This window comes from Pseudarcicella hirudinis (assembly GCF_900115665.1).
Taxonomy (GTDB): Bacteria; Bacteroidota; Bacteroidia; order Cytophagales; family Spirosomataceae; genus Pseudarcicella; species Pseudarcicella hirudinis.
Map to the genome: position 1 here is coordinate 139459 of NZ_FOXH01000006.1, position 26361 is coordinate 165819.

Below are 26361 nucleotides of genomic sequence, written 5' to 3' on the forward strand. Positions count from 1 at the left end.
AGTTGAAAACATATTTTCAGTTGCAACCTTTTCCATAAATCATTATCTGACCATCTGCTATCTCATAATGAGCTTGCATTGTTTCACAGATAATATCGAGTTTTTCATAAAGCGATTCTTCCCGCAGCGAAGCAGTAAACGTACATCGGTTCAACTGCTCTGCATCATAATTAATTTTTACGCCATATGATTTTTCAAGGGTATTGAAAACAACCCCGACAGGTGTTTCTTCAAATTCAAAATGCTGGAATTTCACAGGTGTATTCAGCAAAACAGGTTGATCAACCAGTGTTTTTACTAATTTTTCCTGCTCTTTTTCAAAAACACCTCTCTGATTAGGCAACAGGATTATTTCTTCTGAGAAGGTTCTGGTGGTCTCAGGCTTTTCTGTTCCTTTAAAAACCGTCACTTTTCCGGTTCTGACCGATACTGAAATATTTTTATCCGAGTCGTATGCTTTTATCCTGAAGCTCGTTCCCAGCACTTTTGTGGTCAGTTTTCCGGTATGTACAAGAAATGGCCTTTCCGGGTCTCTGCTTACTTTAAAAAAGGCTTCGCCTGAAAGAAAAACCTCTCTTTGAATATTTCCGAAATCTTTTGAAATTCTTAAAACACTATTTTTTTCAAGCGTAACAGAGGTACCATCGGATAATTGCATCTGCATGGGTCTGTTAGTATCATTTACCACTTTTTCCTCTTTTGTATTCTTAACCAGATTTTCTGTAAAAGCGGATAGAAGCTGCGGTTGATAATTTCTCAGGAAAACAATACTTAATCCTATCAGCAATGCGATGGAAGCAACCATCTGAAATCCGCTGCGGCGATAAAAAGGAATAACTCTGCCTGACGAAGTATCTGCCAGAATCTTATCAATTTCTTCTGATATTTCATCCGGATCAATCGGAATGCCTTTTATCTCCAAAGCAATGATTATCGCTTTTGCCTGTTCTATCAGCTCATACTTACCCGGATGGGCTGATAACCAGTTTTCCCAGAACTTATCTTCAGAAGAGAGTTTGTCCAAAACCCAATTTCTAAAATAAATATCCTGAACAAAGTCTTCGACTGTGAATTGGCTGTAATGATCCATATCTTAAGAAAGAGATTTTCTACGTCCCATTAATAAAGAGACATAGATTTGGTATTTGTCCTGAAAAAAATTGAAAAATTTTTAGATTAATTAAAAAGAGAAGCGAATACCACTAAAAACCAGTGGTTACGGAGATGCTTTAGGGCTTCATGAACAAGGTTTACGGCAGAATGATTTTTAATGCTCATTATATCGGCAATTTTAGCATAATCCAATTCTTCGTAAAAACGGAGATAAATAACTTCCTGTTCTCTTTTGCTAAGTTTTTTGAGGTAAGTATGAAGCTTTTGCAGGTGTTCATGCTTTACTTCATTCTCAATAAGATATGTTTCTATATTAAACTGTACTTCAAAACAGTATTCCTGATCAAGATCAGCAATTTCCCGAAACCATTTGTCTTTACTTTTTTCACGAAGAATCCTTCTGCGAAAAGATTGCAAAAGATAGGCTTTAAGACATTGGACATCATCCAGGTTTTCTCTGCGGTTCCAGAGTTCTACAAAAAAATCATGCAGACAATCTTTTACATAATCTTTCTCCTGCTGAAATCTGACTCCATATGACAACAAAATTGGATAATATGTTTTCAGCAATTGAGAAAAAGCGTTCCTGTCACCTGCTTTAAAGGCTTGCCAAAGTATCTCTTCTTCCGAAACAAGTATTTTATCTGAAACCAATAACGCCATCTGCATTACTTTTTTGTTTTGATAATTATTTTACTTTGGGTGCGCATTCCTGACAACTGAGCTTTAAGTCCTTCTGAGACCATTATTATCCTTAGAAGGTTTCCGGCAGAACTTTTAGAGAAGAGTATTTATTCAAACCTATGTACTCTGTTTTCATGTTAATTTCATGACTTTTTTACTTTTTTTTTGGATTATTCTGTTTAAAATAAAAAACCGGTCCTTTACAGGTACCGGTTTCTAAAATCCATTACGATATGATTACTATTCTACCACAAGCCAGGTAAATCCTTCCGCGGGAATTTCTACATTTATTTCAGCCATATAATCTCTGCTTAATCTGAACTTCTGAGGCAAACCTCCCTCCTGTCTTATTATTGCAAGCTTGCTGATTCCGGTATAATACAAAGGAATTTTAATTTTCCTTCGTATTGTTTCTTTCAAAGGATTGTAAAAGAGCACAAAACCTTTTTCCTTCAGATCAGGATTAACATGCATTATTCCATCCCAATCTCGTCCATCCGGTCTTCTGAGGTGAATGATATCTGAATTAAGAATTGACCTGTACTTTTTATACCAGTCAATTGTCAGCTTTACCATCTGTCTGGTTTCAGCAGTATCATATAATCGTGGCCCCCGGTAACATGCCTGAACTCCGGCACCATAATATTGAACCATTAATTGTTTATAATCCTTAAGGTGTTCGTTTAGTGGCTCAAGAACTGCTTCCGGACCACCCCCCTGATATTTTGTAAGCGGGACAAATCCCCAGCTCATAGAAGGTGTTTTTTCCCAGGTTCCGTCAAAAATATTCTGACGATTTAATATTTTCTGCTGAGCACGGGATAAAGAGAAATTCACTTCCCGGTAACCTAACGCAATTTTATGAGAACCATCTAAAAAATACCAGTCCGGTGCATTAATATAAACACCCTGTTCATTTAATGAGCGATAAAACGATTTCTGCATTTCTATCTGAACCCATTGGGAATCATCAAGTCCTTTATGACCCGGGTGCTTGGTTGAAGCACAAAGATCTCCGGGATAAGGGCCGTCATGCTCTAAAATATCAAAACCTGTAGCGGTAATGAATTTTTTAAGTTTCTTCAGATAATCTATTCCCCAGCGACTAGCCAGACAGGCAGCATTCCCAAACATTGCCCCTTTATCAGGAAGGCCAGTTTTCGGATCAATTACATCATTCTCATCGTCTATTCTTCTGCTGCTGAATAAAGAATAACCTCCCAGAAGAATATTTTTACTATGGGCATACTGAACCAGGGCTTTGAATTTATTGATATTTACCTCTGAAGTATCTTCCATATTCAATCCACTTCCAAAACTCAGAATTACAGCTTCATAGCCGGTCTCCGCACATTGATCGATAACTGTTTTCACCTTTTCAGGATCAGTGCTTACCAAATGCATAAATATCGGGTTTTGCGTTGTCCAGGGTGCTATTGTCTGATACATTCTCCTTCTGGTTAAACCATTTCGCTCTCTTTCATAAGAGTCGAGCAGTAATTCATAGGAAAGAATCGACTGGTAATGCTGTCCGGAGCCGAGCTCTACTCCTACCCCTTCATTCGGGTACACTTCCAGCAGGCAAGGTGTCTGAAAATTGTAATTCACCTGTGAAGTATAACTTGAGTCTGTTTTCCAGTGCGTTGCCTGATCTGATAATTCATAGCGCATGGCATTGTTAAAGGCATAATTATTCTCAATGTATATTTTCTGAGGCTTTTTCATCTGTTCCGGACTTCCGATTACAGCGGATTCTTCTTCCGGACTTGCCAGAATCTCACTGACCACCTGATTGATTTTCAACTTATTACTTCCATCATTCTGAATAGTAACGTGTTTACTTATGACAGGAATATTATCAAAAATCTCATAATGTACAGAGACCTTTACCCCTTTAAGTGCAGGTAAAACAGATTCAAAAGATAAAACCAATTCCTTGCCACGGGCCTGTTCCTTATTCATCGCCCAGGTTTTAAACTTAGTATTAATCCGTGGTTTAATATCTGAAATGTTGAAGCTCCTGAACTGAAAAGCATTTTCATCGGATTTAAAATCATCTATCCATTCCCGCAGAAGATACGCCTTTTCAGTCTGGCCATTTAATCCGCCAATATTATAAGCTTTTCCGTCTAAAATAATCCTGGCTTCCGGCCGGATGGCGCGGACAAATTGCTCGTTTGTAGATAAATTCTTAAAATCGACAGTTGCAGCATTCGGGGTAATTCTGATTTTCCGTTCAACCAGGCCATTTGTCAGGATAATATCTTTCCCGTCATTCTCCTGAAAGATTCTGGCAAAATATATCTTTTTGGAAATAAGCCAGTCCTGCGGAGCTGCTGATTCATTGTGTGCAGACAGCTGTTCTGTTTTTTTTACTTGCCCAAACGCAATATTTAAAATAAAAAGAGGTAAAAGATAAACTATTTTCATTGCATGAATTTTTGAAATTTCAATTTGATTGATGGCCTAAATTTGGGGAGAATAAATTATCTGATAAGCTTGCTCTATCGGGTTCGGGTATTTATCCAAAATAAAAAACCGGCAAAACACGTAGTTTCGTCGGTTTGGGTTGAATCAGATTTAATGCTTACGACCTCAGATTTGCCAGTTTTTCTTCATCTAAAATGGTGATTTCTCCTCCATTTACTTCAACCAGTTTTTCAGATTTAAAATCACTGATTGTTCTGATTAAAGATTCTGTGGCAGTTCCGATTACTGAAGCCAGGTCATCACGGGAAATTCTGATTGAAAACTTATTCTGGTTTTCAGTTTTATATTTTTTCATTAATAAAATCAAGGCATCTGCGGTTCGCTTTCTCAAAGAACTGTAAGCCATTTGAGTAAGCTGCTTTTCTTTTTCCAGAATATCATTTGCCAGCATTTTTATAAATTTATTGGCAACCGTCTGGTTTCCTGTAATAAGATCTAAAAACTCATTTTTAGGGATACCAACGATTTCAGAATCCTCCAAAGATTCGGCAGATTCCTGATATACAGAGCCTTCTATTAATGAAATATACCCAAAAAAATCTCCGGCATTATACAGTCCGGTTACAAACTCCTTTCCGTCCCTGTTCGATTGATACGTTTTTACTTTACCTGTTTTAAGGAAAAATACTTTGTTTGGTTCATCTCCTTCTGTATAAATAATTTGTTTTTTTCTTACAGAAGAGACTTTTCTATCAAGAGAAAGCGACTCCAGGTCAAATCCCTGAAAAGCTTCATGATAGAGCTTTTCAAGGTCATCCGTTGTATTTTTGAACGAACCGGTAATGTTTTCGAACTTCTTCAGACGGCTTTCTATGGCATTAAGCAAATCTATTTCCTGGAAAGGTTTGGTCAGATAGTCATCCGCACCCATTTCCATTCCTTTTCTCAAATCACTTCTTTCTGTTTTAGCGGTCAGAAAAATAAAGGGTGTATTTCGCAAGACAGGGTTCTGGCTAAAGATATGCAAAACACCATACCCGTCGAGTACAGGCATCATTATGTCACAAATAACTAAGTCCGGTTTTGTTTTTAACGCCAGTTCTACACCCGTTTTCCCGTTTTCCGCTGTAAAAACTTTGTAATTGGCCAATTCCAAAATCTCAGCAGTGGTTTCGCGAATATCCACACTGTCTTCAATTAAGAGAATAACTTTCATATTTTCTTGTGGTTTATCAATAATAAAGCGGGGTTAACGGTCTTTTTGATAAGAAAGCCGATTAACCAGACATTATTTCATTTATCTTAAATCAAAATCAATGGTAAAAGTTGTTCCGACATTCAGCTTGCTTTCAACAGAAACTTTTCCTTTCATCAGCTCTGCATACCTGGCCACGATGTGCAGACCCAAACCCGTTCCCTGAAGATTAGTTACGTTTGCTCCTCTGAAGAAACGAATAAAGAGGTACTTTTTGTCTTCTTCCGATATACCTATTCCGGAATCTATTACACTTATAGAGAACTTGGCTTCTTCTAATCTGGTATTTATATGAATTACGGCTTCTTCGGGAGAGAATTTGATAGCATTAGAGCACAAATTGATAATAATCTTTCGTAAAAGTGATTTATCCAGAAAAACAAAAGCTTCACCGTTATGATGCTGCTCAATAACCTGTCCCGGCTTGACAATGCTTTTCAAGTCGAGAATCGTTTCTGAAATGAGTTCCTTCAAATCAAATTCTGAATTCTGAGCCTGAATCTTTCCTTCTTCCAGTTTACCAACTGAAAGAAATTCTTCAAGTATATCTGTCAGGTTTCCTACTGAAGACTTTATACGACTAATGTGTTTGTCTCTTTTTTCCTGCTCGCTTTCTGTAGGATATTTTTCCAGAAGGGAAGCTGAAGACAAAATTGTGGTCAATGGTGTTCTGAATTCATGCGAGGCCATTGAAACAAATCTTGATTTAAGTTCTCCAAGCTCTTTTTCCCGGCTCAGGGCTATTTCCAGTTCTCTTTTGGATTCTTCCAGGGTTTTCAGGGTTTCAACCAGAGCATTTGTCCTGTTAATCACCTCTTTTTCAAGGCTTTCATTCAATTTTTTAATTTCAGAGTTTTTACCCAGCAGTTCATATTCTGCCTGCTTTTTAAAGGTAGCATCATTAATGAATGAAATGAAATATGGTGTTTCTCCCTGAGAAAAGTGACTTAAGCTTATTTCGACCGGAAAGAGTGTGCCGTCTTTTCTTCTGCCTTTAAGGTCAAGCCCCACTCCCATAGGGCGACTCTGAGGACGGTCTGTATATTTTTTGTAGGTATCTTTATGAGAAGCCCGCACATTCTGAGGAATGAGAATTTCTAATTGCTGACCAATCAATTCACCGACCTGATAACCAAAAATGACATTGGCAAAACGGTTTGAAAGGATTATTTTCCCTTCTTTGTCAACCATGATAATGCCAATTGCGGCATGCATGAAAAGCGCTTCAAATCGATTTTCTCCATCCCTGATCAGTTGTTCAGACTCCTTCCTATGGCTTGTATCCCTGATTCTGATCAGATAATATTGTTTGTTATCTACTTCAAAAAGTGAAACCTGCATCGTCCCCCAGATTTCCTTTCCGGAATGTGTTCTGAACAATGCTTCTTCTATCCTGGTATTTTGAAAAATTGAAGGATCTGTTAATCTTATATGATCGGCAATATCAGAACCATCTTTTCTGAAAGTTTCAGGATAGACTGTTTCAAGCTCTGAAATATCAGAAAGCTCAAACATTTTTAATCCTACCTGATTGATATATTTGTATTTCCTTTCAGCGAGGTCATACACAGCTTTAAATGAAGGTGTTTCCTCTAGTACTGTTTTAAGAAGGATATCATTATAAGCCCATTCCATGTGTTAGCGCAGTTCATATTTGGGCATAAATATACTAAACTTTATACGCTCAAGATATTCGTCTGACAGAGAAAATTGTACTTATCTTTAAAAATACTTATCTTACGGTTAAGGGATAAAAAAAGAGCATCTCCAAATTTAGTTCTGAAGATGCTCTTTTTTTAGTTACTCATTAATTCATTTTCTCTTGAAATCCTTCGGATGGTTGAAGCAAAGCTTCCGTCATCTCTCTTTTCCCAGTTTGTGAGGTTTTCTACTGTTTTCTCTGCAATATTTGTGAGGGCTTCCTTGGTCAGGAAGGCCTGATGTCCGGTAATTAATACATTTTTGAAATTCATCAGATTCACCAATATTTTATCCCGGCCAAAACTCTCAAAATGATTCCGGAAGAAAATACCTCTTTCATGTTCATATACATCAAGTCCCAGATAACCGATTTTCCCGTCTCTTACCGCATCAAGTACATCAATCGTATTCACAATTCCTCCCCGGCTTGTATTAATCAACATTACTCCTTTCTTCATTTTCGAAAGGGTCTGTTCATTGATAAAGTATTTCGTGTCCTCTGTTAAAGGCATATGCAAACTGATAATATCTGATTCTTCCAACAACAAATCCAAATCTACGTAGTCAAAATCAAATTCTTTGGAAAGGCATTTTTCCATGACTTTATCATAGACCATAATTTTACAGCCAAATCCGCTGAGTATTTTCCCGACAATAGAACCGATTTCTCCAAAACCAATAATTCCTACTGTTTTTCCATGCATGTCAAATCCGATCAGGCTACTCAGATCAAATTGATAGCGTTGTGCTTTTTCATTGGCTAAAATCAGCCTTCTGTTCAAGGTCAGCATCATCGCTACGGTATGTTCTGCTACAGAATACGGAGAGTAATGCGGTACATTTCCCACTCCGATGCCCAAAGCCTCGGCCTCGTCCAGATCGATATGATCTGTTCCAACTGAACGTGTTGTAATATAACTAACTCCCAATTGTTTCAGTTTTCTTAATACATCCGCAGATGCATCGTCATTTGTGAAAACTGCCACCCCTTCAAAGCCGGCCGCTAAACAGGCTGTTTCTAAAGTAAGAGGCTTATTGGTGATTGTTATTTCGTGACGCCCCTTGTTGGCACAAACCAGATAAGGCTTTTCAAACTCTTTTACGCTATAGATGAGTGTTTTCATAAGTCTGTATCTGTTTCAAATGATTGTTATTCAAAATTACGCTCAACATTAAAACAACTCTATGATTTTTATCAACACTAAGGGTGACAAATGATACGGTAGAAAGAGAATATTAAAATAATACAATTATGTACATATTATTATGTATGTGTACAGCTTATTTCCGGATTTGGTTTAGGAAACTAAATTAAAATGTTCAAAGAAGTGAAAAAACAAAATAAATTATTAAAAACCTGAATATCTATTTAAACAGTCTGGTTTTAATTGTAAATATTAAATTACATTTTTTATTAATATTTTCATATTATTTGGAAAAAATATTTTTTGACAATTTTGTCAAATATTAAAATAGTCCTATTTTAATAGAACTTATGGCTTGTAAAACAGCATTTTTCCCGTGATTCTCCACGGAAAGCAGCGTTTTTTCTTTTAATAATTAACGGTATGCTAAAATTTAAAACTGCAAGTATTTTTCAGTTCAGGTACTGATGTTTCAGAAATTAAACAAGCGGGTTCGGATTGAGGAAATTGAGGTTTGTTATCTTTACAAGACGCAGGTGCGATACTCTCTACAGATTTTACTATTTTATTTCAGGTGAATATCAGAACTACCAACTCTTTTTTAGTAAACGCTTTAAATAGCTTATTTCTTGCCTTTAATTTACGAAAAATATTGATGTAATTATAAAAAACATCGAATTAATTATAGTTTTACTTCATTTGATTTAATTTTCCAGGAAAACATAAAAACGAGTTTTATAGGGTACAATTTTCAGGGTCTTCTTCTGTTCAGGTCTCATCTCAAATTTTCCTTCACGGGCAACATTAAAAAAACAAGAGAAATGTCTTTGTTGAATTAAATCTAATAAACTAACTATGAAGCGTTTCTCTGTTTTCTTTTTTGTTTACCTGTTCAGCTTGTCTTTTTCATTCGGTCAAAATCGAATTAACAGGAAGGAATTAGTCGAACGACACAAAGTTCTGCTTTCTCAAATTGATACATTAGGATCATTATCTGTAGGCAACGGGCATTTTGCTTTTAGTGTGGATGTTACCGGATTGCAAACTTTTCCGGATTTTTATGCCAATGGAATCCCCTTAGGAACGCAATCGGAATGGGGCTGGCATAGTTTTCCCAATACTCAAAACTTCAAAATAGAAGAATCTCTTAAAAATTATCAGATAAATGGAAGATCCATTTCTTATGCTGTACAATCTTCCGATAATGATCGAAGTAAAGCTGCGATTAACTTCCTCAGGCAAAATCCCCAAAGATTGCAATTAGGCAATATCGGATTTCAGATATTGAAAAAAAATAGTCAGGAGATTCTACCCGGAGATATAACGGATATTCAGCAGGAGCTTAATCCCTGGACAGGAGAGATCAAAAGCCTGTTTTCAGTCGAAGGTATTCCGATTGAGGTATTTACACTGTCTCACCAAAATCAGGATATTATTTCAGTAAAAGTGGTTTCTTCCCTGATTTCAGAGGGAAGAATAAAACTGCGAATCAGGTTTCCTTTCCCAAGCAACCAGTTTCTTGATTCCGGAAATAATTATGCTGATCCGGAAAAACATCATTCTTCTGTAAAAATTCTGAATAACAAAAGTGCTGAATTTCTCCATTCATTGGATCAGTATTCTTATCTGGTAAAATTTCAGGGTAATACTTCTTCAACCGTAGATACTCATGAATTACATCATTTTATTATCAATCCTGTTACGAAAAGCAATTCTTTTGAATTCTCCTGCCAGTTTACCGATGCAAAAGCTCTTCCTCTCCTACCCTCCTATGCTGAGGTAAAAATAAATAATATCTCATCCTGGGCGTCTTTCTGGAAAAGAGGCGCAGCGGTTGATTTTGCCGGGAGTAAGGACCCGAGGGCGAAGGAACTGGAGAGAAGGATTATTCTCTCTCAATATCTTACCAGGATTCAATGTGCGGGAAAAGAACCCCCACAGGAAACCGGACTTACTTATAACAGCTGGTTTGGCAAGCCTCACCTGGAAATGCATTGGTGGCATGGAATTCATTTTGCTTTATGGAACAGAATTGACTTATTAGAGCAAAGTTTAGGCTGGTACAGGAAAACATCCGCCGAAGCAGAGAAAATCGCTCTAAGACAAGGTTTCGAGGGCCTGAGGTGGCAGAAAATGACAGATCCGGCCGGGAAAGAGGCTCCTTCTTCTGTCGGTGCATTTTTAATCTGGCAGCAGCCTCATTTTATTACTTTTGCCGAACTATGTTATCGGGAGCATAAAGATTTAAAAACGCTGCAAAAATATAAAGACCTGGTTTTTAAAACCGCCGATTTTATGGCATCTTATGCTTACTATGATTCCGCAAAAGGAAAATACATTTTAGGCAAAGGTTTAATTCCCGCTCAGGAGCGTTTCAAACCTGAGGACACGTTTAACCCAACCTATGAACTTGCTTACTGGTACTGGGGACTTTCTGTAGCACAGCAATGGCGGGAAAGATTGGGCTTGAGCAGGAATAAAAAATGGGATGATGTTTTAAATAATCTTTCCCCGCTTCCCGTACAGGATGATGTCTATCTGGCGGCTGAAAGTGCAAAAGATTCTTATACCAATCCTTTGTATTTAACAGATCATCCGAGTGTACTGGGTACTTTCGGAATGTTGCCGGGCAGTAAAATGCTTAATGTAAAAACTATGCGGAAAACTTATGACAAAGTATTAAAGATCTGGAACTGGAAAGATACCTGGGGTTGGGATTTTCCAATGACGGCTATGACGGCAACGCGACTGGGAAAGCCTGAACAGGCTGTCGATGCTTTACTTATGAACATTACCACAAACACTTATCTGGTAAATGGCCATAATTTTCAGGATAATCGGCTCCGATTGTATCTGCCCGGAAACGGAGGATTGTTAGCTGCGGTTGCTCTGATGTGTGCCGGTTACGATGGCTGCAAAGAAGTTAATCCGGGTATTCCCAAAAACGGAATGTGGAAAGTAAAATGGGAAGGTTTGAAAAGAATGCCTTAAATATCAGAAGAGCTCGCCGGCCGGCGAGCTCTTTTAATTTATTACAATAACTGAGCGTCTAAAGTAATGGTTGCTTTCAACAATTTTGAAATCGGGCAATTTTCTTTAGCATGAGTAACCAGCTCATCAAATTTAGCCTGATCTAATCCCGGAGCTTTTACCTTTGTAGTAAGGTTCACTTCATTGATAGCTCCATTTTCAAGAATAACCACAGAATTGCTGTCAATGCTTTCTGCCGTAAATCCGGCACCCTGTAAGTTAAAAGCCAGTTGCATTGAAAAACATCCTGCATGTGCTGCTGCTACCAATTCTTCCGGATTAGTTCCGATTCCATCTTCGAAACGAGTATTGAATGAGTATTGCGTATTGTTTAATACTCCACTTTGAGTCGTAAGCGTTCCTTTGCCATCTTTTCCTGCACCAATCCATTGAGCAGTTGCATTTCTTTTAATTTGCATAGTTGTAATGTTTAAATAAGAGTTGAATGTTAATTTTTAATGATAATAAGAGCTGGTCAGAAATGTATCCGTTATTAATCATAAAGCTACAGATACACGCATAATTTCTTTCCTGATTTATGTCTGCAAACAAATTAAGTATTATAATTGTTTCAATCCTTTTAATTAAGGTAAAGAAATCTTTAAAGCTTTTGCCTTGAGCTCGAATGGCTGTTTTACTAATTTAAATTCTCCTGAATATTTCTGTTGAATGTAAGAATTGACAACGTAATAAAAAGTTGTTCCTTTTTCATAATTAAAGAAAAACTCGTCTTTTGCACTTAATTCGGTATTGTTTTCATAACTGCTCAGGGCAATGGAATTCATAATCATTCCTTGTTCTGACCGAATGGATTCCATCACCTCATCAGACAGATTTTCAATAGTATTAAGTTTTGTCAGACTGAACACTTTAATGACCTGTTCATAGTCACTCAGAAATTCATTTTTATCACTTTCTGCCTGCCGCTCTTTGAAAAGCTCCTGTTGAGCTACCTTTTTATGAGCATCTGTTTTACTTTTCCTGTCTTTGGTCGCCTGCTGTTTCTTACTTTCTTTTTCCCACAAGGAGGTTTCATTTACCAGTTTCTGAAGGTAGGCTCCCATATCTTTCACTTTACCGGCTTTGTTCTGCTCCAATGAATAATCCACACCAATTCTGATCTGTTCTTCCGGAAGTTTAGCAAACCATCCCTGTACGGTTTCCAGGCTGACAAAATTTTTCACCAATCCGAATATTTCTTCAACCGGGGAATCAATCACTTCTGCTTCATCAAAATCAAATCCGTCTTTCTTCTGTTTCCGGTTTTTATGAATCCTGAAATGCAGCTTAATTACTTTTTTACCTTGTTTTTCCTCTGTAAAATCAAAAAATAATTCGCAGTTTTCTTTGAGCTCTTTCTCAGCCTGTAGAACCACATATTTCTTGAAATCAAAATAGTTTTTGTATCTGTCGGCAATCCCAAAAGTATCTTTCAGATCTTCCACAAGGAATGAAAACTTTCCTAAACCTTCATATTCTTTGCAAAACTCAAAAAACCTGATAGAGTAAACACTTTCCAGTCTGAGTATATTCTCCAGGTTATAGGTAGTAAAATTTTGTTTTAATTGCAGGAGAAAGGGTTGGAGGGCCCTGGGTAATTCGAATGTAACACGACCTTCTCTTTTATGGTAAATACACGAGGCCAGCAACACAGTATCTATTCTGATATGCTCATCCTCATAAGAAATTCTTTTAGACATTAATTTTACCGCCTCAGTACTTATCAGTTTATAAATAGCTTTGGTATCTGTACCATAAAGTCTTTCAAAATCTTTAACACTAAAATTTAAAGGTTCAAAATTTGGTTTACTGACATCCAATTTTGAAATCATCAGAAGGTATATTTTAGCCTGAACAGCAGAGATCTCGTATTTTGAGTTAATTATCGGATTACTTTTGACAATCCTGAAAGGATCTTTTGAGAGGGCATTAATAGCTTTTTCTCTTCTTTCTTCGTTATTTTCCATACATGTTACGTTCTGGAAATTAAGTTATAAAAAATAGTTCAAAAACACAAACTCGTTTTAAAACTATTTTTTTTCCATACCCTATAAAACTCGTTTTTGGAAACAAATCAGATTATTGAATGAAATCCGGCAGGAAAATGACCCTATAAAACTCGTTTTTGCTTCATTTTATAAATCTGAACCCTATAAAACTCGTTTTTAAACTATTAATTTATCTAAATCGCTGAGTAACAATTCATTAAAAATTAAGCGGATATTACAGGTTTATTAAATAAAAATCTTCAGGTTCATTTTAATCTTATGACTGCCGAAAATAGGGGGTTACAGGTAAGTTAAAATTGGAAACCCTATATAGCTCGTTTTTAAACCCTATAAAACTCGTTAATAAAAGTGCGAATTCTGTGCTTACAAACCCTATAAAACTCGTTTTACAGAAGCCCTAAAGTTCCTGATAAAACCCTATTTAACTCGTTTTTAGCAGGGTTTAGTTTTTATGAGAGAACCCTATTCTACTCGTTTTTAAAGTTTGTAAAAACTACAGGGATAACCCTACATTTCTCGTTTTTTAAAGCCCTATAAAACTCGTTATTGAAACCCTGTATCTCTCGTTTTTTAAGAGCAGTTATTTTATAGAAGACCCTATAACGCTCGTTTTTTATAAACCCTATAAAACTCGTTATATAAAACCCTGCAAAACTCGTTTATAACCCTATAACACTCGTTGAAAAGCCCTATATTACTCGTTTATAACCCTATAACACTCGTCGTATCGCCCTATATTACTCGTTATACAACCCTATATTACTCGTTTTTAAGGTGTGTAATTTACTGATAACCAATTAGTTACAAAGGTCATAAAGACTATAAAGAAAATAAAGATTTAAAAGATATACAAACAGAATAAAGTCTGATGTTGCTGTTTTAATATTATTTTTTGAAAAAACGAGTTTTAATCTTTGTAACAAAATTTCAATGCTCATAAAAGACAAAAAGCATAAAGGACATTTTGTCCTTTATGCTTTTTGTCTAAAAATCAAGTATTTGTTTTCTTAAGTCAACAGGTTTTTTAATTCAATTGTGCAGGAAATAAGTTCATTGCAAAGCTCGATATCATTTGTAGCATCTATTTGGCTGACAAGATTTTTAATTCGTTTTTTTAAAGTGTTTACTTCAGTAGTATTTTTTACAAGTGGTTCTACAGTCAGGGTGGAAACCCGCGGGCTTAATAATGTGGTCACATCATCCATGCTGCTGATAGGTTCATCGACCGGAATTTGTCCCAGCAACTGAATATCGGATTTTTTTACCTTTATTTTACCTCCTAAAATATCTTTTTTCAAAGAAGGGGCCAGTCTATCAATTCCATCAGCAAATTCCGCATCCCTTTTTATAGTCTTTTCGCTGACATTATATTGTTTGGCTAATCTCTCGGAAGTTGATTCTTTTTTGCCTTCGGAATCATAAGGGACATTTTGTCCTTTATGCTCATCACGGTTATATTTACCTTTTTCTAATTTTTCATTGTTGTAACGGAGTCCGCGTAAATAAGCTGCTTGCTCCGGCATAAGATTCCGGCGGCCCAGTTGATTATCAATCATAAACTCTCGTACTTCCTTGAGGGAAATAAAAGAAAGAATATGAATTTTAAAATCCAGATGATGTTTTTTACAGATGGAATAACGGTTATGACCATCCACCAGAATATAAACTGCTTCGTCTGAAGCACTGCCGTCAATTACAGATTGGGATGTCTCCCAGACCATTAGAGCTTCCCGACAGCCTTCTGCAAGCAAATTTTGTTCTAATTGTTTACTCTCTTCCTCCTGAAGTGGGGGGATTAAATCGCGAAGCTCAGGGAGCACCTGGATTTTTTGTTTTATAGCTTCATATCTCAGAAGGCTTTGATCTTTGATGATTTGTTTCTCACCAAGCATTCCTGCATATTTTTTTGACATTGTTTCAGCAAATTAATTGTTGGTACAGAATTCACGGGCGAGACTAAGATAGTCAACCGCTCCATTTGAATGAGAATCATACCTGAATATATCCATTTGGGCAATTTGAGATTCTTTCAGGGCAACGTTGATTCTTATTTCTGTTTTAAAAATTTTAAAATTCCCCAGATTCTGATAAACATAGTCAATCATGTCTCTGTGAATTTTCAAGCGTTTATCGACCATTGTCAGCACTATCCCTTCAACGCCAAGATCCGGATTAATACGTTCTCTTACCTGAGTAATTCTTTCAAAGAGATTATTTATCCCTTTCATCGCCGAAACTTCCGGTTGTAAGGTTACCAAACAGCTGGTAGAAGCTACTAATGCAGAGTTCGTAAAAATATTAAGAGCAGGAGGGCAGTCTATCAGAATAAAATCGTATTTCTCTCTGAAAGCATTTAATTTGTTTTTCAATTGATTTACCCCTCCAACAGCCTGTACCAGTTCAAGGTCAGCATAAGCAAGTTCTAAGTCACTTGGTGCAAGATCATAATTAGGTTCAATTGGAGTAATTGGTAACTCTACGTTTTTCAAAAGGGCATGAACCACCTGTTTGTCGGGGTTATCAACACCAAGAGATTGTGAAAGATTTCCCTGTGAATCCATATCAACTAAAAGAACCTTGAACCCAAAAGAGGTAAGTGCTTTTCCCAAATTGATAGTTGTAGTAGTTTTTCCGACTCCACCTTTATGATTTATGATGGAAATGATACGAGCTTTTTGGTTAATTGATTCATTATAACCATATTTGGTAAGAATTGGATATAGCGCTGAAAGATGTTTAGCATTTAAAACACGATCTCCGTTAAGGGACTTTGCCAGGGTACTATTTGGTAAACCAGCTTCTTTTTCTAACACAGAAATAGACAGAGCAGGATTCCGTCTGAGGAATGAAATTGCTTTTTCGTGATTTAACATAGTTAAGATTTGTTTTGGTATAAAAATAAGACAATTAAATCAAAATGTCATTGTTTTTTGACAAATAAAATTTTTGATTCTCTGAAAAAAGAATGCGGCCAGGAAATAATACATTGATTATCAGTACAATAATGTATTACAGCTCCATAATTTATACTTCATTTTTGCTTAACATCGACTGTAGTTTGGGAAGAATATCTTTTCAGAAAATGGATTTTCCTGAACACTTGAAAAGATGAAAGCAGAATAATTGGTAATAGGAGGCAGGCTTTAGTTTGGAAATCTTAATTCTGTCGTCATGAAAAAATCTGAGTTTTTTCCTAATTGCTTTGTTATAACTACCTTCGATTCGAAAAAAAAGAGAATAAGAGTGAGACCGCTTGATGAGCAAAAAGTTCCAAGACTCTGGATAAGTTGCTCAAGAAAGTGGAGAGAACAGTTACCCATAGGTACTGTTTTTCAGATGGATGTGAAATTAATTAAGTCGCCGGAACGTAAGCCATATCTCTTTGCTTTGAAAAAAACGATAGGACAATTGTCATTGTTTTAACCGAAGAATTATAATGATTAAACAAGCCCAAAGTAAGAAAGAGAAGCAGATTAATAGGGCAAATGAATAGAAGAACTGTGCAAAATTGAAAATCCTCAAAATTCAATTAGATAAAAAAGTATTATATTTTATTTGTGAAAAAATCTTGAAATATTGATTTTTATTGAAAAATAACATTTTTATTTATTGTATTAAGCTAATCGCTGAAAAATCAGATAAAATAGTGCTATACAGAATTGCTAAATATAAAAATAAAAGGGGGCCTGAAATCGTTTGATTTTAGGCCCCCTTTTACAATGAAGTTTTGTATTATTTTTTCTCGTTTGAGAAAGAATACGGAAAATCTGATTCTTTTGTTCCACGGGTTTTATTTGGAACTGATGACATATTGAAATCAATTTGTGCTCCCTGCATAAGATTTTTATGACTTAACCAGGTTTTACTATATGGCTGCCCATTAAGTTTCACATCTTTGATGTAACGGTTATCTGCAGAGTTGTTTCCGGCATTTATGGTAACTTTTTTGCCATTTTCCAGCTGGAGAGTTACCTTTTTGAAAAGAGGTGCACCAATTACATATTGATCGGTAGCAGGACAAACCGGATAAAAGCCAAGAGAAGAAAATACATACCAGGCTGAAGTCTGACCATTGTCTTCATCACCGCAATAGCCATCAGGTGTTGGCTGATACAATCTATTCATTACTTCACGAGTCCAGTATTGGGTTTTCCAGGGTTCTCCGGCATAATTGTAAAGATAAATCATATGCTGAATAGGTTGATTTCCATGCGCATAATTACCCATGTTCATGATTTGCATTTCACGAATTTCATGAATAACAGACCCATAATATGAATCATCGAAGATAGGAGGGACCACAAATACTGAATCAAGCATTCTGGTAAACTCTTTGCGACCGCCCATTAAGTTTGAAAGTCCTTGTACATCATGAAAAACACTCCAGGTATAATGCCAGCTATTACCTTCTGTAAAAGCATCACCCCATTTGAACGGATTAAAAGGAGATTGAAAACTTCCATCCTGATTTTTACCTCTCATTAGTTTTGTACCTGGATCAAACAGATTCCTATAGTTCTGGGAACGTTTAGCGAAACGATCAATCTCAGCCTGAGGGCGTTTCAACGCTTTTGCTAATTGATATAAACAAAAATCATCATAGGCATATTCCAGTGTACGGGCTGCGTTTTCATTGATTTTAACGTCATATGGAACATAGCCTAAGTCATTATAATATTTCACACCTTTTCTTCCCACAGATGTTAAAGGGCCCTCATTTTCGCTATTTTTCAATAAAGCTTCATATAAAGTATTAATATCGTAGCCCTTTCCGCCTTTTAAATAAGCATCTGCAATCAAAGAGGCAGAATTAGAACCGATCATACAATCTCTGTGTCCCGGGCTGGCCCATTCAGGTAAGAACCCACTTTCCTTGTATGCATTGGTAAGACCTTCCATAATATGAGCATTTAATGTCGGGAACATCAGATTGAAAAAAGGAAAGACCGCTCTGAAGGTATCCCAGAAACCATTATCGGTGAACATATATCCCGGAAGAACTTTTCCATTATAAGGACTGTAATGAATTATTTTTCCGGTATTATCAATTTCATAGAATTTTCTCGGGAACAACATGGCCCGGTAAAGACAAGAATAGAAAGTACGAATCTGATCATCTGATCCGCCTTCAACGTTTAATTTCGATAATTCTTTATTCCAGGCAGATTTTGCCAGTTTTTTAACCGTCTCAAAATCGGCTGTACCGATCTCCCGTAGATTAATTTCTGCCTGTTCGAAGCTCACGAAGGATGAAGCAGCTTTTGCATATACTTTTTCACCCTTTTTAGTCTTGAATCCTACAATAGCACCGACATGTTTATCATTGATTTCCAGTGACTTATCGTCAATATTGTCGCCATTGAAAGTTGAAGTATTTGCAAAAGGTCTGTCGAATTGAATTACAAAGAAATTTTTGAAATTTTCGGGTACTCCACCGCTATTTTTGGTAGTATAGCCAATTATTTTGTTTTCTGAGGGAATAATCTTGATATATGAACCTTTATCAAGGGCATCGATGACTACATACGATTCATCACTTTGCGGAAAGGTAAAACGAATCGCAGCAGCTCTTTCAGTAGGAGCAATTTCAGTAGTTACGTCGTGATCAGCAAGATAAACGCTATAGTAATACGGTTTTGCAGTTTCTGATTTATGGGAAAACCAACTTGCACGGTCATCTTCTTTAAATCTTTTTTTTCCGGTAACCGGCATAAATGCAAACTGCCCGTAATCGTTAATCCATGGGCTTGGCTGATGAGTTTGTTTAAAACCTCTTATTTTATCAGCATCATAGGTATATGCCCAGCCATCACCCATTTTTCCGGTTTGAGGCATCCAGAAATTCATCCCCCAGGGCATGGCGATGGCCGGATAGGTATTACCGGTAGATAAATTATGTTTTGAGGCTGTTCCCATTAAGGTGTTAACCCAATCGACAGGATTGGAAGGAGCCTTACCGGTTTGAGCATGAGCTATTGCTATCGTTATGAAGAGCAATAAGGAAGATAGAAATTTTTTAATCATTTTCGTTTGTTAGATTAATTGGGTATAAAATTGTTCAAATATAATGTGTCTGAAATTGGTTTTTATATACTACTGCAATGTATGAATATTGAAAAACGATAATTTTTCAACAAAATATTATTTTGAGTAAAAATGAATAATCAAATAATAATTAATGTTCGAAGACTTTTTGGGTATATATTAACCTTTTCTGTACATTTTTTAAATGCCAAACGGAATAATATTTTGCTTGAAATGAAAGAAAATAGGTGCAGATTACCCTTATTTTACCCTTTTGTGTTGTACTTAAAATCTTATGAATTTTTAACCGTTTTAAAGAGCAATGATAATGTTCGTTTTAGGGATAGTTATGAGCTTAGAACGCCTTAAAACGGGTTGAAATACAGGGTGTAGTTCTATAAAATGCTTTGTAAGAATGTATGAAGGTCGTTTTGCCGGAGGGAAATTTTCCTTTCCGGAATCAAAAAACGGATTGCAGAAAGCAACCCGTTTTTGAATAAATAATCAGATATAATTGGGTATGTTAGAATCCGGGGTTATTTGGAAGCAATTTCGGATTAACATCCGTTTCCTGTTTTGGTAATGGGAAAAGCAATTGTTTTTCAGTGAATTTCGAACCAAATACCGTTGTATGACCGATGAAGTCATCCCAGTTACCGGTTACATCGTTACGAACTTTTCTGGTACGAAGCATGTCAAACCACATTTTATTCTCAAAACATAGTTCAAAATAACGCTGAGACCAAACCTCCTGTTCAAATGCTGTCTGAGACATTGCGCCGATCGGAGCTAATTTTGCTCTTTGACGAATGTTATTTACAAATTGGATAGCATTAGCATTTGGAGCGCCTTCTGCTCTGTTTGAAGCTTCAGCATACATTAACTCTACATCCGCAAGACGATAGATAGTATAGTTCAGATCCGACTTAACTGTACTGTTTACAGCCAGGGAATCTAGCCATTTGTAGATATATGGTCCTTTGAAAGTAACAGTTTCCCCGGTTTTCGCACTTTTATAGCTTTTATAGAAGAATTGTTTTTCCTGAGCTCTTTTATCTCCTTTTGCATAAGAATTGTAAAATTGGAGCGTAGGATACACTGAACCATATTCATCAGAATATTTAGAAATACCTGAATAGTTAGGAATAGTAAGCGCTGTAAGCGGGTTGGTAGATGGTACAGAAGCAGCATATTGTACCTGCAAAATGAATTCTCCGCTATTTTTGTTCGCAGGCTTATTCATGTCTGTATATTCAGGGAATAATGAGTAACCACCGTTTTGAACAACGTCTAAACTACGCTTGGCAGATTCTGCATAAAACTGAGTTCCTCCATTGATTGCCGCACCTGCATAAGTAAGATATACATCTGCAAGTAAGGATTTAATGGCTCCCATAGAAACTTTTCCGGAAGGATCTTTCCATGGCAAAGTTGATTTTTCAGCCGCAAGTAAGTCCGGAATAATAATACCGTCGTAAATTTCTTTTGCTGAAGTTCTTGGTACACTCAGGTTAAGATCTTTCGGGGTTTCTGTTACTTTCGGAACAGCACCGTACATTCTTACCAGATAGAAATAATACAAGGCACGCATAGTGCGGGCTTCTGCCATCAGATTAGTTTTGTCAGCATCTGAAAGTCCCGGTGCGCTGATTGTCGGAATTTTTTGGATAGCTAAATTACAGGCACCGATTCCGAGGTACATTTGCTGCCACCAGGTATCAATATAGAAAGACGTGTTATTGTAAGAAAGGTTCTGGAAATTCACAAATCCGGTCTGCCCTAAATCACTGTTAGATTTTCCGGTCATAAATTCCATTAGATTCCAGGTATTTCCTCCGTAAGAAGAGTTTTGCCCGGCCAGCACACCCTGAAAATTTTGATAAGAAGCGTTTGCAAAAGCTCTTGCCACTTTTGCACTCGAAACATCGGAATCAGGGGTTAAGAAATTGGTAGGATTTTCCTCCAAAAACGATTTGCAAGAGCTGGTAAACAGTGCTGCAATTGCAAATGCTATATATTTTGTTGCTTTCATTTGAAATTAAATTTTAGTAAAATATAGCTGTAAAAGCTATGCTTTTATTTTATCAGGAGTATTCTTCAGGTCTTGTTCTAAACACATTAGAATGTTAACTGCAAACCCATGTTCCATACTCTTGGTCTTGGATAAGCAAAAAAGTCTAGGTTCTGAGAGAAAGAACTGTTTGAGCCATAACCAGTATTGAATGTATCAACCTCCGGATCATACCCTGTATATTTGGTAATCACGAAAAGGTTTTGAACACTTGCATACACACGCAACTTCCTGATATGTAATTTTTCAATGATAGGAGAAGGGAAAGAATAACCCAACATAAAATTCTGACCACGGATAAATGAACCATCTTCAACCCACCAGGTATCAAAATGAGAATCCTGAGCAAACTTGTAGTTACGAACCTGAGAAACGTAAGTGTTCTGATTATCAGGTGTCCAGGCATTTAATACCGTTGCAAGGCTGTTTGAGATAGTTTGTCTGTCTTCTGCTGAGTGCTTGAAGTTAGCCGCAGTATTTACACCTTGTACAAAACGAATATCGAAACTGAAATCCCATGCTTTGTATTTTACTGTACTGCTGAAGTTTCCTGTCCATTTCGGATAAGCACGGCCAATAATGCTGTAATTAACTGTTCCGTCTGGATTGTACAAATATTTTCTGTCACCAGGCTTTAAGTTATGTTTCGCCGCTTCGTCCGCTTCAGAAGTACTGTAAGTTCCGAGTCTTGTCATACCGTAGAATGAACCGATAGGCTCTCCGACACGGATGATAAAGTTTTGTCCTAAGAAGTTTGGACCAGGGAAAATATCCGCATTTCCGTCATTGAGGCTAAGCACTTCGTTTTTGTTTGAAGCGAAAATAAAATTAGTTGACCAGCTGAAATCCTTTGATTTAATATTTACAGTATTCAAACTGATTTCAATACCTGAGTTTCTTACTGAACCTACGTTTTTATAAACGTTTGCGTTGGTTTCACCCGCAGACCACGGAATAGGAGCTTGTAATAAAAGGTCTTTTGTAACACGGTTATAGTAATCAACGTTCAGATTGATGCGATCATCAAACATTCCCAATTCCAGACCTACGTCTGCCTGTACAGATCTTTCCCATTTCAGATCCGGGTTTCCGATATAACTTGGTAATAAAGAAGATTGTGTTGCTCCGTTAAGAACAGTCGTACTTGGCTGCGTCTGTGCCAAAGAACGATATTGACCGATTTCCTGGTTTCCGGAAGTACCATAACTTGCTCTAACCTTCAAATTGGAGATATATCTGTTGTTTTTCATGAAATCCTCCTGAGAGATACGCCATGCTGCACCCACAGAAGGGAAAAATGCATATTTATTGTTCTTACCAAATCTTGATGAGCCATCATATCTGCCTGTTGCGGTAAACAAATATTTGTCATCGATATTATAAGTAGCTCTTGCGTAAAATGAACTTAAAGAAGACTGGTCATCCTGAGATTCATTTGCGGTCTTCACTGCTCCGGCCTGCTGATAATGCCATTGGAAAATATCATCGATAAACGACTGAGTTTCAGAACGAACTCTTTCCTGGCCTCTTCTTTGTAATGAAGTACCCAGAAGAGCTGTCAACTTTTGTCTTTCATTAATCTGCTTGTTCCAGGTCAGGTAGTTTTCTGTCTGCCAGTAGTAATTAGAATAAGCATTAATATTGGCAACGCCACCCTGATCCTGAGATAAGTGCGCCAGGTTCTGAGAAGAATAGAAATTGTTTTTCTGAGAGTTAAGATTGTATCCGAAATCAGTTTTGAAATCAAGATCTTTGGAAATATGGAATAACAAATAAACGTTACCCAGCATTTGCATGGTATTGTTCAGTGTATATCTGTTATTGGCAATATTTACCGGGTTTGGTGCACCTTCAAGACCAGCGATGTCATTATTTCCGGCCCATGTTCCGTCAGGATATTTTACTGGTAAAATAGGTACTTCTTCAGTTACAGCTCTCGGAACGTTCAATCCGCCGTTTCCATCAGAAACCATTCGTTGAGTACTTTGAATCAGGTTGATATTTCCGCCAAGTTTCAGCCAGTTTTTCAACTCATTATCCAATGTCATTTTCACAGAATAACGTTTGAAAGCAGAAGTGGTCATCAGACCGTTCTGATCAAGGTAACCCAGCGACAAACTGAACATTGATTTCTCGCTTCCGCCCTGGATATTTAACTGATGGCTTTGAGAGAAAGATGGTTTGTAAGTCTCTGATTCCCAATTTGTATCATAAATAGGTTTGTCATTTGCGTCAAATAACAGAGGAAAATTTGCATGATTCAACGCGCGTGGCGGTGCCCATGTACCTCCGGCCGGATCAAATTTCTGTCCGTTTGCATAAGCATCGTTATAAACTTTTACAAATTCAGCGGCATTCAGGGTTTTTAAATGTCTTGATAATTCACTGATATTTCCAAAACCTTCATAAGAGATGGTTGTTCCGTCTTTTCTTCCACGCTTGGTTGAAATCATGATTACACCGTTTGCTCCGCGAGAACCATAAATAGCTGTTGAAGAAGCATCTTTTAATACTTCCAATGAAGCAATATCATTTGGGTTGATTGAGTTACCATCTACCCCGACAACGCCGTCCACAACATATAAAGGGTCAATGTTTGAGTTGATAGAACCAATACCTCTCACACGTACCTTTGCCGCAGCACCCGGAGCATTACTGTTCACACTAACCTCAACTCCGGCAATCTTTCCCTGTAAAGCCTGTGAAACGTTAGCAGAAGGCATATCAAGAAGTTTATCAGCCTTGATTGTAGTAACTGCACCTGTTAAATCAGATTTCTTTACTGTACCATAACCAATTACAACTACCTCACTCAAAGACTTTACATCAGTTTTTAAGGTTACATCAATTGTTGTACGGTTATTCAGAGGAACCTCCTGAGTAACATAACCTACAGAAGAAATCACCAAAGTACCTGTTCCATTAGCCAGATTAAGGGAATAACGACCATCATTATCAGTGGTAGTTCCTACATTTGACCCTTTTAAAAGGATGGTAACCCCCGGTATTCCGAGGTTTGATTCATCAGTAATCCGGCCTTTCAAAACGTAAAGCGGCGCGGTCTCTTCTTCTTCTGTCTGAGTTGGTAAAAGAGAAACCTTACGAACGTTATTTCTGGCCAGAATTAACTGTCTTCCAATGACTTCGTATCTTAACTGAAGGGGATTAAGGAGGTTTTCCAGTACAGTAGAAAGGTTTTCTTTTACGGCAGAAATAGTAACCTTTCTATTCGCCTGAATCAGATCCGGGCTGTAAGAGAACTTTACACCTGCTGAATTTTCAATCTGATTAAGAGCATCTTTAATGTTTTTGTTAACGATGTTTAATGTTATTTTTCGATCGAGGATCTCCTGAGCTTTTCCATCCAATGCTACAGAGGCATTGGTGAAAATCGCCACTAAAAGGAGTTGGAGTAGTGTTAGTCTCATGACTTTCCATCCAATATCATTGGATAATAATTGTTTTTTCATACATTTGTTGGGTTTTGTTATAGAAAAAATTGGCAAAATCATTCCCTCCATCCGTTACCGCGGATGTTAGTTTTCGAACTTTTGAGGAACCTCTGAAGTCAGTGATGGTGGAGCATTGCTGACTTCTCTTTTTTTGGAATTTTGTTTATTTCATTTAATTGAAGGATTGTTTGAAGGGTTGATAGATTTGGTTTAAAGATTAATAACACAAGACCTTCTTTTGGTCATAAATTCACAGAAAACGGGTTTTACTACTGGCATCCAAGGCTGGAAACGACGATTCTGTTACTCTGAATGTCATAATTTGCTTCTATGCTTTTGCAAACAATTTCAATCTTTTTCGACAAAGGTTCATCACTTAAATCTGCAGTTAATCTACAGCTTTTCAGGACTCCCTCATCATAGACTATTTCAATGCCATAAGCCGTAGAAAGTTCTTTAAAAACCTCAGAAGCCGGAACAGCATCGTATATAAAAGTACTGATTTGAACAGGTAATATTTTTGGCAGATTAATCACAGTTTCACCCGAAGTCTTACTTAATCTTAATTCCTGTCTGGCAAAAACGGCTTGCTGGTGCGGCAGAAGTACAAGGCCATCTAATGACAATGAATTTTTCTTTTCTTCTTTCTGAGGGTCAGCCTGATGGAAAACTGCTACTTTTCCCGTGCGGACTGTTACAACTACATCGTTTTCCTCTGAATAGGCTTTTATATTAAAACTTGTTCCCAGAACTTTGGTAACCAGCTCATTAGCATATACAAAAAATGGTTGTTGCGGGTTTTTGGAAACTTCAAAATAAGCTTCTCCAACAAGATATACCTCACGTTTTTCTCCGTCAAATTTTCTGGCGTATGTCAGACGACTGTCTTTTTGTAAGAGAACCGAACTTCCGTCTGGCAGAATAACCAGTTTGGGTTTTTCGGCGTCATTAAATTCCTGAATGTATCTGGAAGGTGTTTTTGCCACGAGTTCTTTCATTACCTGCGTAGGCTCTGAGGTTCTGCGGTTAAGGTAAACCCAGCCCAATATACCAAGCATCAGCATAACGGAAGCTGCAGCAGCAAAAGTGCTCCAACCACGCCACCAAATATTCGGAGCAGAGGTTTCTTCTGTTTCAGATTCCGTCTCAAAAGCTTGTTTTTTAATAGACTCCCAGAGATCTTCTTCCTCAACAAAGCTGGATTTTTCAGAAAGATTAGCGGCTGCAGCCGAAATGTTTCGCACAATCTCAGCTGCCTGATAGATAGTATCAGCTTGTCCGGGGTTTGTTTTCAGAAAATTCTCCCAAAACAGATTTGATTCGTTATCCGGATGTTTTACCCACTGCCTGAAAAAAGAATCAGAGATAAAATCCTCCTTGTTAAATTGCTGGTAATTCATTCTATAAGGACTGTTTTAATAACAATAGAAAGAATGCCCTCTTTTTA

The 26361-nt window shown here is 37.1% G+C and carries 16 protein-coding genes; 2 read left to right on the forward strand and 14 right to left on the reverse strand.

Annotation, left to right across the window (positions count from 1 at the left end):
* Positions 1 to 16: 16 nt before the first annotated feature.
* The 6 genes from BM179_RS12415 to BM179_RS12440 all read right to left on the reverse strand — a co-directional run bounded on the left by BM179_RS12415 (position 17) and on the right by BM179_RS12440 (position 8307).
* Entirely contained in the window at positions 17 to 1090 is a 1074-nt protein-coding gene (locus tag BM179_RS12415) for a FecR family protein (protein WP_092017267.1), read from the reverse strand.
* Positions 1091 to 1176: 86 nt separating this feature from the next.
* Entirely contained in the window at positions 1177 to 1782 is a 606-nt protein-coding gene (locus BM179_RS12420) for an RNA polymerase sigma factor (protein WP_092017269.1), read from the reverse strand.
* Between the two features lie 255 nt (positions 1783 to 2037).
* A complete protein-coding gene (locus tag BM179_RS12425) occupies positions 2038 to 4227 on the reverse strand; it encodes an alpha-galactosidase (RefSeq protein WP_092017271.1) in 2190 nt (729 codons plus the stop codon).
* Between the two features lie 157 nt (positions 4228 to 4384).
* On the reverse strand, positions 4385 to 5443 hold the full coding sequence (locus BM179_RS12430) for a response regulator (RefSeq protein WP_092017273.1): 1059 nt from the start codon (positions 5441 to 5443) through the stop codon (positions 4385 to 4387).
* Between the two features lie 81 nt (positions 5444 to 5524).
* Complete coding sequence (locus BM179_RS12435) at positions 5525 to 7117, reverse strand: sensor histidine kinase (protein ID WP_229632943.1); 1593 nt, start codon at positions 7115 to 7117, stop codon at positions 5525 to 5527.
* 161 nt (positions 7118 to 7278) lie between these two features.
* Positions 7279 to 8307, reverse strand: a complete 1029-nt coding sequence (locus BM179_RS12440) for a 2-hydroxyacid dehydrogenase (protein ID WP_092017275.1) — start codon at positions 8305 to 8307, stop codon at positions 7279 to 7281.
* Between the two features lie 876 nt (positions 8308 to 9183).
* On the opposite strand from BM179_RS12440, the gene BM179_RS12445 reads away from it, so the two are divergent.
* Positions 9184 to 11319 carry a hypothetical protein gene (locus tag BM179_RS12445; protein WP_092017277.1) on the forward strand — a complete coding sequence of 712 codons (2136 nt, stop codon included), beginning with the start codon at positions 9184 to 9186 and terminating at the stop codon, positions 11317 to 11319.
* A 41-nt stretch (positions 11320 to 11360) separates the two neighbouring features.
* Here BM179_RS12445 and BM179_RS12450 read toward each other — a convergent pair whose 3' ends face one another.
* The 4 genes from BM179_RS12450 to BM179_RS12465 form a co-directional block, all read right to left on the reverse strand.
* Positions 11361 to 11777 (reverse strand): OsmC family protein, encoded by a 417-nt coding sequence (locus tag BM179_RS12450; protein WP_092017278.1) that lies wholly within the window; start codon positions 11775 to 11777, stop codon positions 11361 to 11363.
* Positions 11778 to 11942: 165 nt separating this feature from the next.
* Complete coding sequence (locus tag BM179_RS12455) at positions 11943 to 13325, reverse strand: replication initiation protein (RefSeq protein ID WP_092017280.1); 1383 nt, start codon at positions 13323 to 13325, stop codon at positions 11943 to 11945.
* Between the two features lie 1049 nt (positions 13326 to 14374).
* The gene (locus BM179_RS12460; protein WP_092017282.1) at positions 14375 to 15280 is read right to left on the reverse strand and encodes a hypothetical protein; all 906 of its coding nucleotides are present in this window, start codon (positions 15278 to 15280) and stop codon (positions 14375 to 14377) included.
* A gap of 12 nt (positions 15281 to 15292) precedes the next feature.
* Entirely contained in the window at positions 15293 to 16240 is a 948-nt protein-coding gene (locus BM179_RS12465) for a ParA family protein (RefSeq protein ID WP_092017284.1), read from the reverse strand.
* Positions 16241 to 16538: 298 nt separating this feature from the next.
* On the opposite strand from BM179_RS12465, the gene BM179_RS12470 reads away from it, so the two are divergent.
* Positions 16539 to 16790 (forward strand): hypothetical protein, encoded by a 252-nt coding sequence (locus BM179_RS12470; RefSeq protein ID WP_092017286.1) that lies wholly within the window; start codon positions 16539 to 16541, stop codon positions 16788 to 16790.
* A 309-nt stretch (positions 16791 to 17099) separates the two neighbouring features.
* Here BM179_RS12470 and BM179_RS12475 read toward each other — a convergent pair whose 3' ends face one another.
* The 4 genes from BM179_RS12475 to BM179_RS12490 form a co-directional block, all read right to left on the reverse strand.
* Complete coding sequence (locus tag BM179_RS12475; RefSeq protein WP_092017288.1) at positions 17100 to 19391, reverse strand: GH92 family glycosyl hydrolase; 2292 nt, start codon at positions 19389 to 19391, stop codon at positions 17100 to 17102.
* Positions 19392 to 19914: 523 nt separating this feature from the next.
* Positions 19915 to 21423: a RagB/SusD family nutrient uptake outer membrane protein gene (locus tag BM179_RS12480; RefSeq protein ID WP_092017290.1), complete on the reverse strand. Its 1509-nt coding sequence runs from the start codon at positions 21421 to 21423 to the stop codon at positions 19915 to 19917.
* An 86-nt stretch (positions 21424 to 21509) separates the two neighbouring features.
* Positions 21510 to 24932: a TonB-dependent receptor gene (locus BM179_RS12485; RefSeq protein WP_229632944.1), complete on the reverse strand. Its 3423-nt coding sequence runs from the start codon at positions 24930 to 24932 to the stop codon at positions 21510 to 21512.
* Positions 24933 to 25183: 251 nt separating this feature from the next.
* Positions 25184 to 26314, reverse strand: coding sequence for a FecR family protein (locus tag BM179_RS12490; protein ID WP_092017292.1), 1131 nt, complete (start codon positions 26312 to 26314; stop codon positions 25184 to 25186).
* Between the last annotated feature and the right edge of the window lie 47 nt (positions 26315 to 26361).

What these genes read in the sequence shown, in the direction of transcription:
- BM179_RS12415 (WP_092017267.1), bottom strand. Translation starts at nt 1,090, where the DNA reads ATGGATCATTACAGCCAATTCACAGTCGAAGACTTTGTTCAGGATATT.
- BM179_RS12420 (WP_092017269.1), bottom strand. Translation starts at nt 1,782, where the DNA reads ATGCAGATGGCGTTATTGGTTTCAGATAAAATACTTGTTTCGGAAGAA.
- BM179_RS12425 (WP_092017271.1), bottom strand. Translation starts at nt 4,227, where the DNA reads ATGAAAATAGTTTATCTTTTACCTCTTTTTATTTTAAATATTGCGTTT.
- BM179_RS12430 (WP_092017273.1), bottom strand. Translation starts at nt 5,443, where the DNA reads ATGAAAGTTATTCTCTTAATTGAAGACAGTGTGGATATTCGCGAAACC.
- BM179_RS12435 (WP_229632943.1), bottom strand. Translation starts at nt 7,117, where the DNA reads ATGGAATGGGCTTATAATGATATCCTTCTTAAAACAGTACTAGAGGAA.
- BM179_RS12440 (WP_092017275.1), bottom strand. Translation starts at nt 8,307, where the DNA reads ATGAAAACACTCATCTATAGCGTAAAAGAGTTTGAAAAGCCTTATCTG.
- BM179_RS12445 (WP_092017277.1), top strand. Translation starts at nt 9,184, where the DNA reads ATGAAGCGTTTCTCTGTTTTCTTTTTTGTTTACCTGTTCAGCTTGTCT.
- BM179_RS12450 (WP_092017278.1), bottom strand. Translation starts at nt 11,777, where the DNA reads ATGCAAATTAAAAGAAATGCAACTGCTCAATGGATTGGTGCAGGAAAA.
- BM179_RS12455 (WP_092017280.1), bottom strand. Translation starts at nt 13,325, where the DNA reads ATGGAAAATAACGAAGAAAGAAGAGAAAAAGCTATTAATGCCCTCTCA.
- BM179_RS12460 (WP_092017282.1), bottom strand. Translation starts at nt 15,280, where the DNA reads ATGTCAAAAAAATATGCAGGAATGCTTGGTGAGAAACAAATCATCAAA.
- BM179_RS12465 (WP_092017284.1), bottom strand. Translation starts at nt 16,240, where the DNA reads ATGTTAAATCACGAAAAAGCAATTTCATTCCTCAGACGGAATCCTGCT.
- BM179_RS12470 (WP_092017286.1), top strand. Translation starts at nt 16,539, where the DNA reads ATGAAAAAATCTGAGTTTTTTCCTAATTGCTTTGTTATAACTACCTTC.
- BM179_RS12475 (WP_092017288.1), bottom strand. Translation starts at nt 19,391, where the DNA reads ATGATTAAAAAATTTCTATCTTCCTTATTGCTCTTCATAACGATAGCA.
- BM179_RS12480 (WP_092017290.1), bottom strand. Translation starts at nt 21,423, where the DNA reads ATGAAAGCAACAAAATATATAGCATTTGCAATTGCAGCACTGTTTACC.
- BM179_RS12485 (WP_229632944.1), bottom strand. Translation starts at nt 24,932, where the DNA reads ATGAAAAAACAATTATTATCCAATGATATTGGATGGAAAGTCATGAGA.
- BM179_RS12490 (WP_092017292.1), bottom strand. Translation starts at nt 26,314, where the DNA reads ATGAATTACCAGCAATTTAACAAGGAGGATTTTATCTCTGATTCTTTT.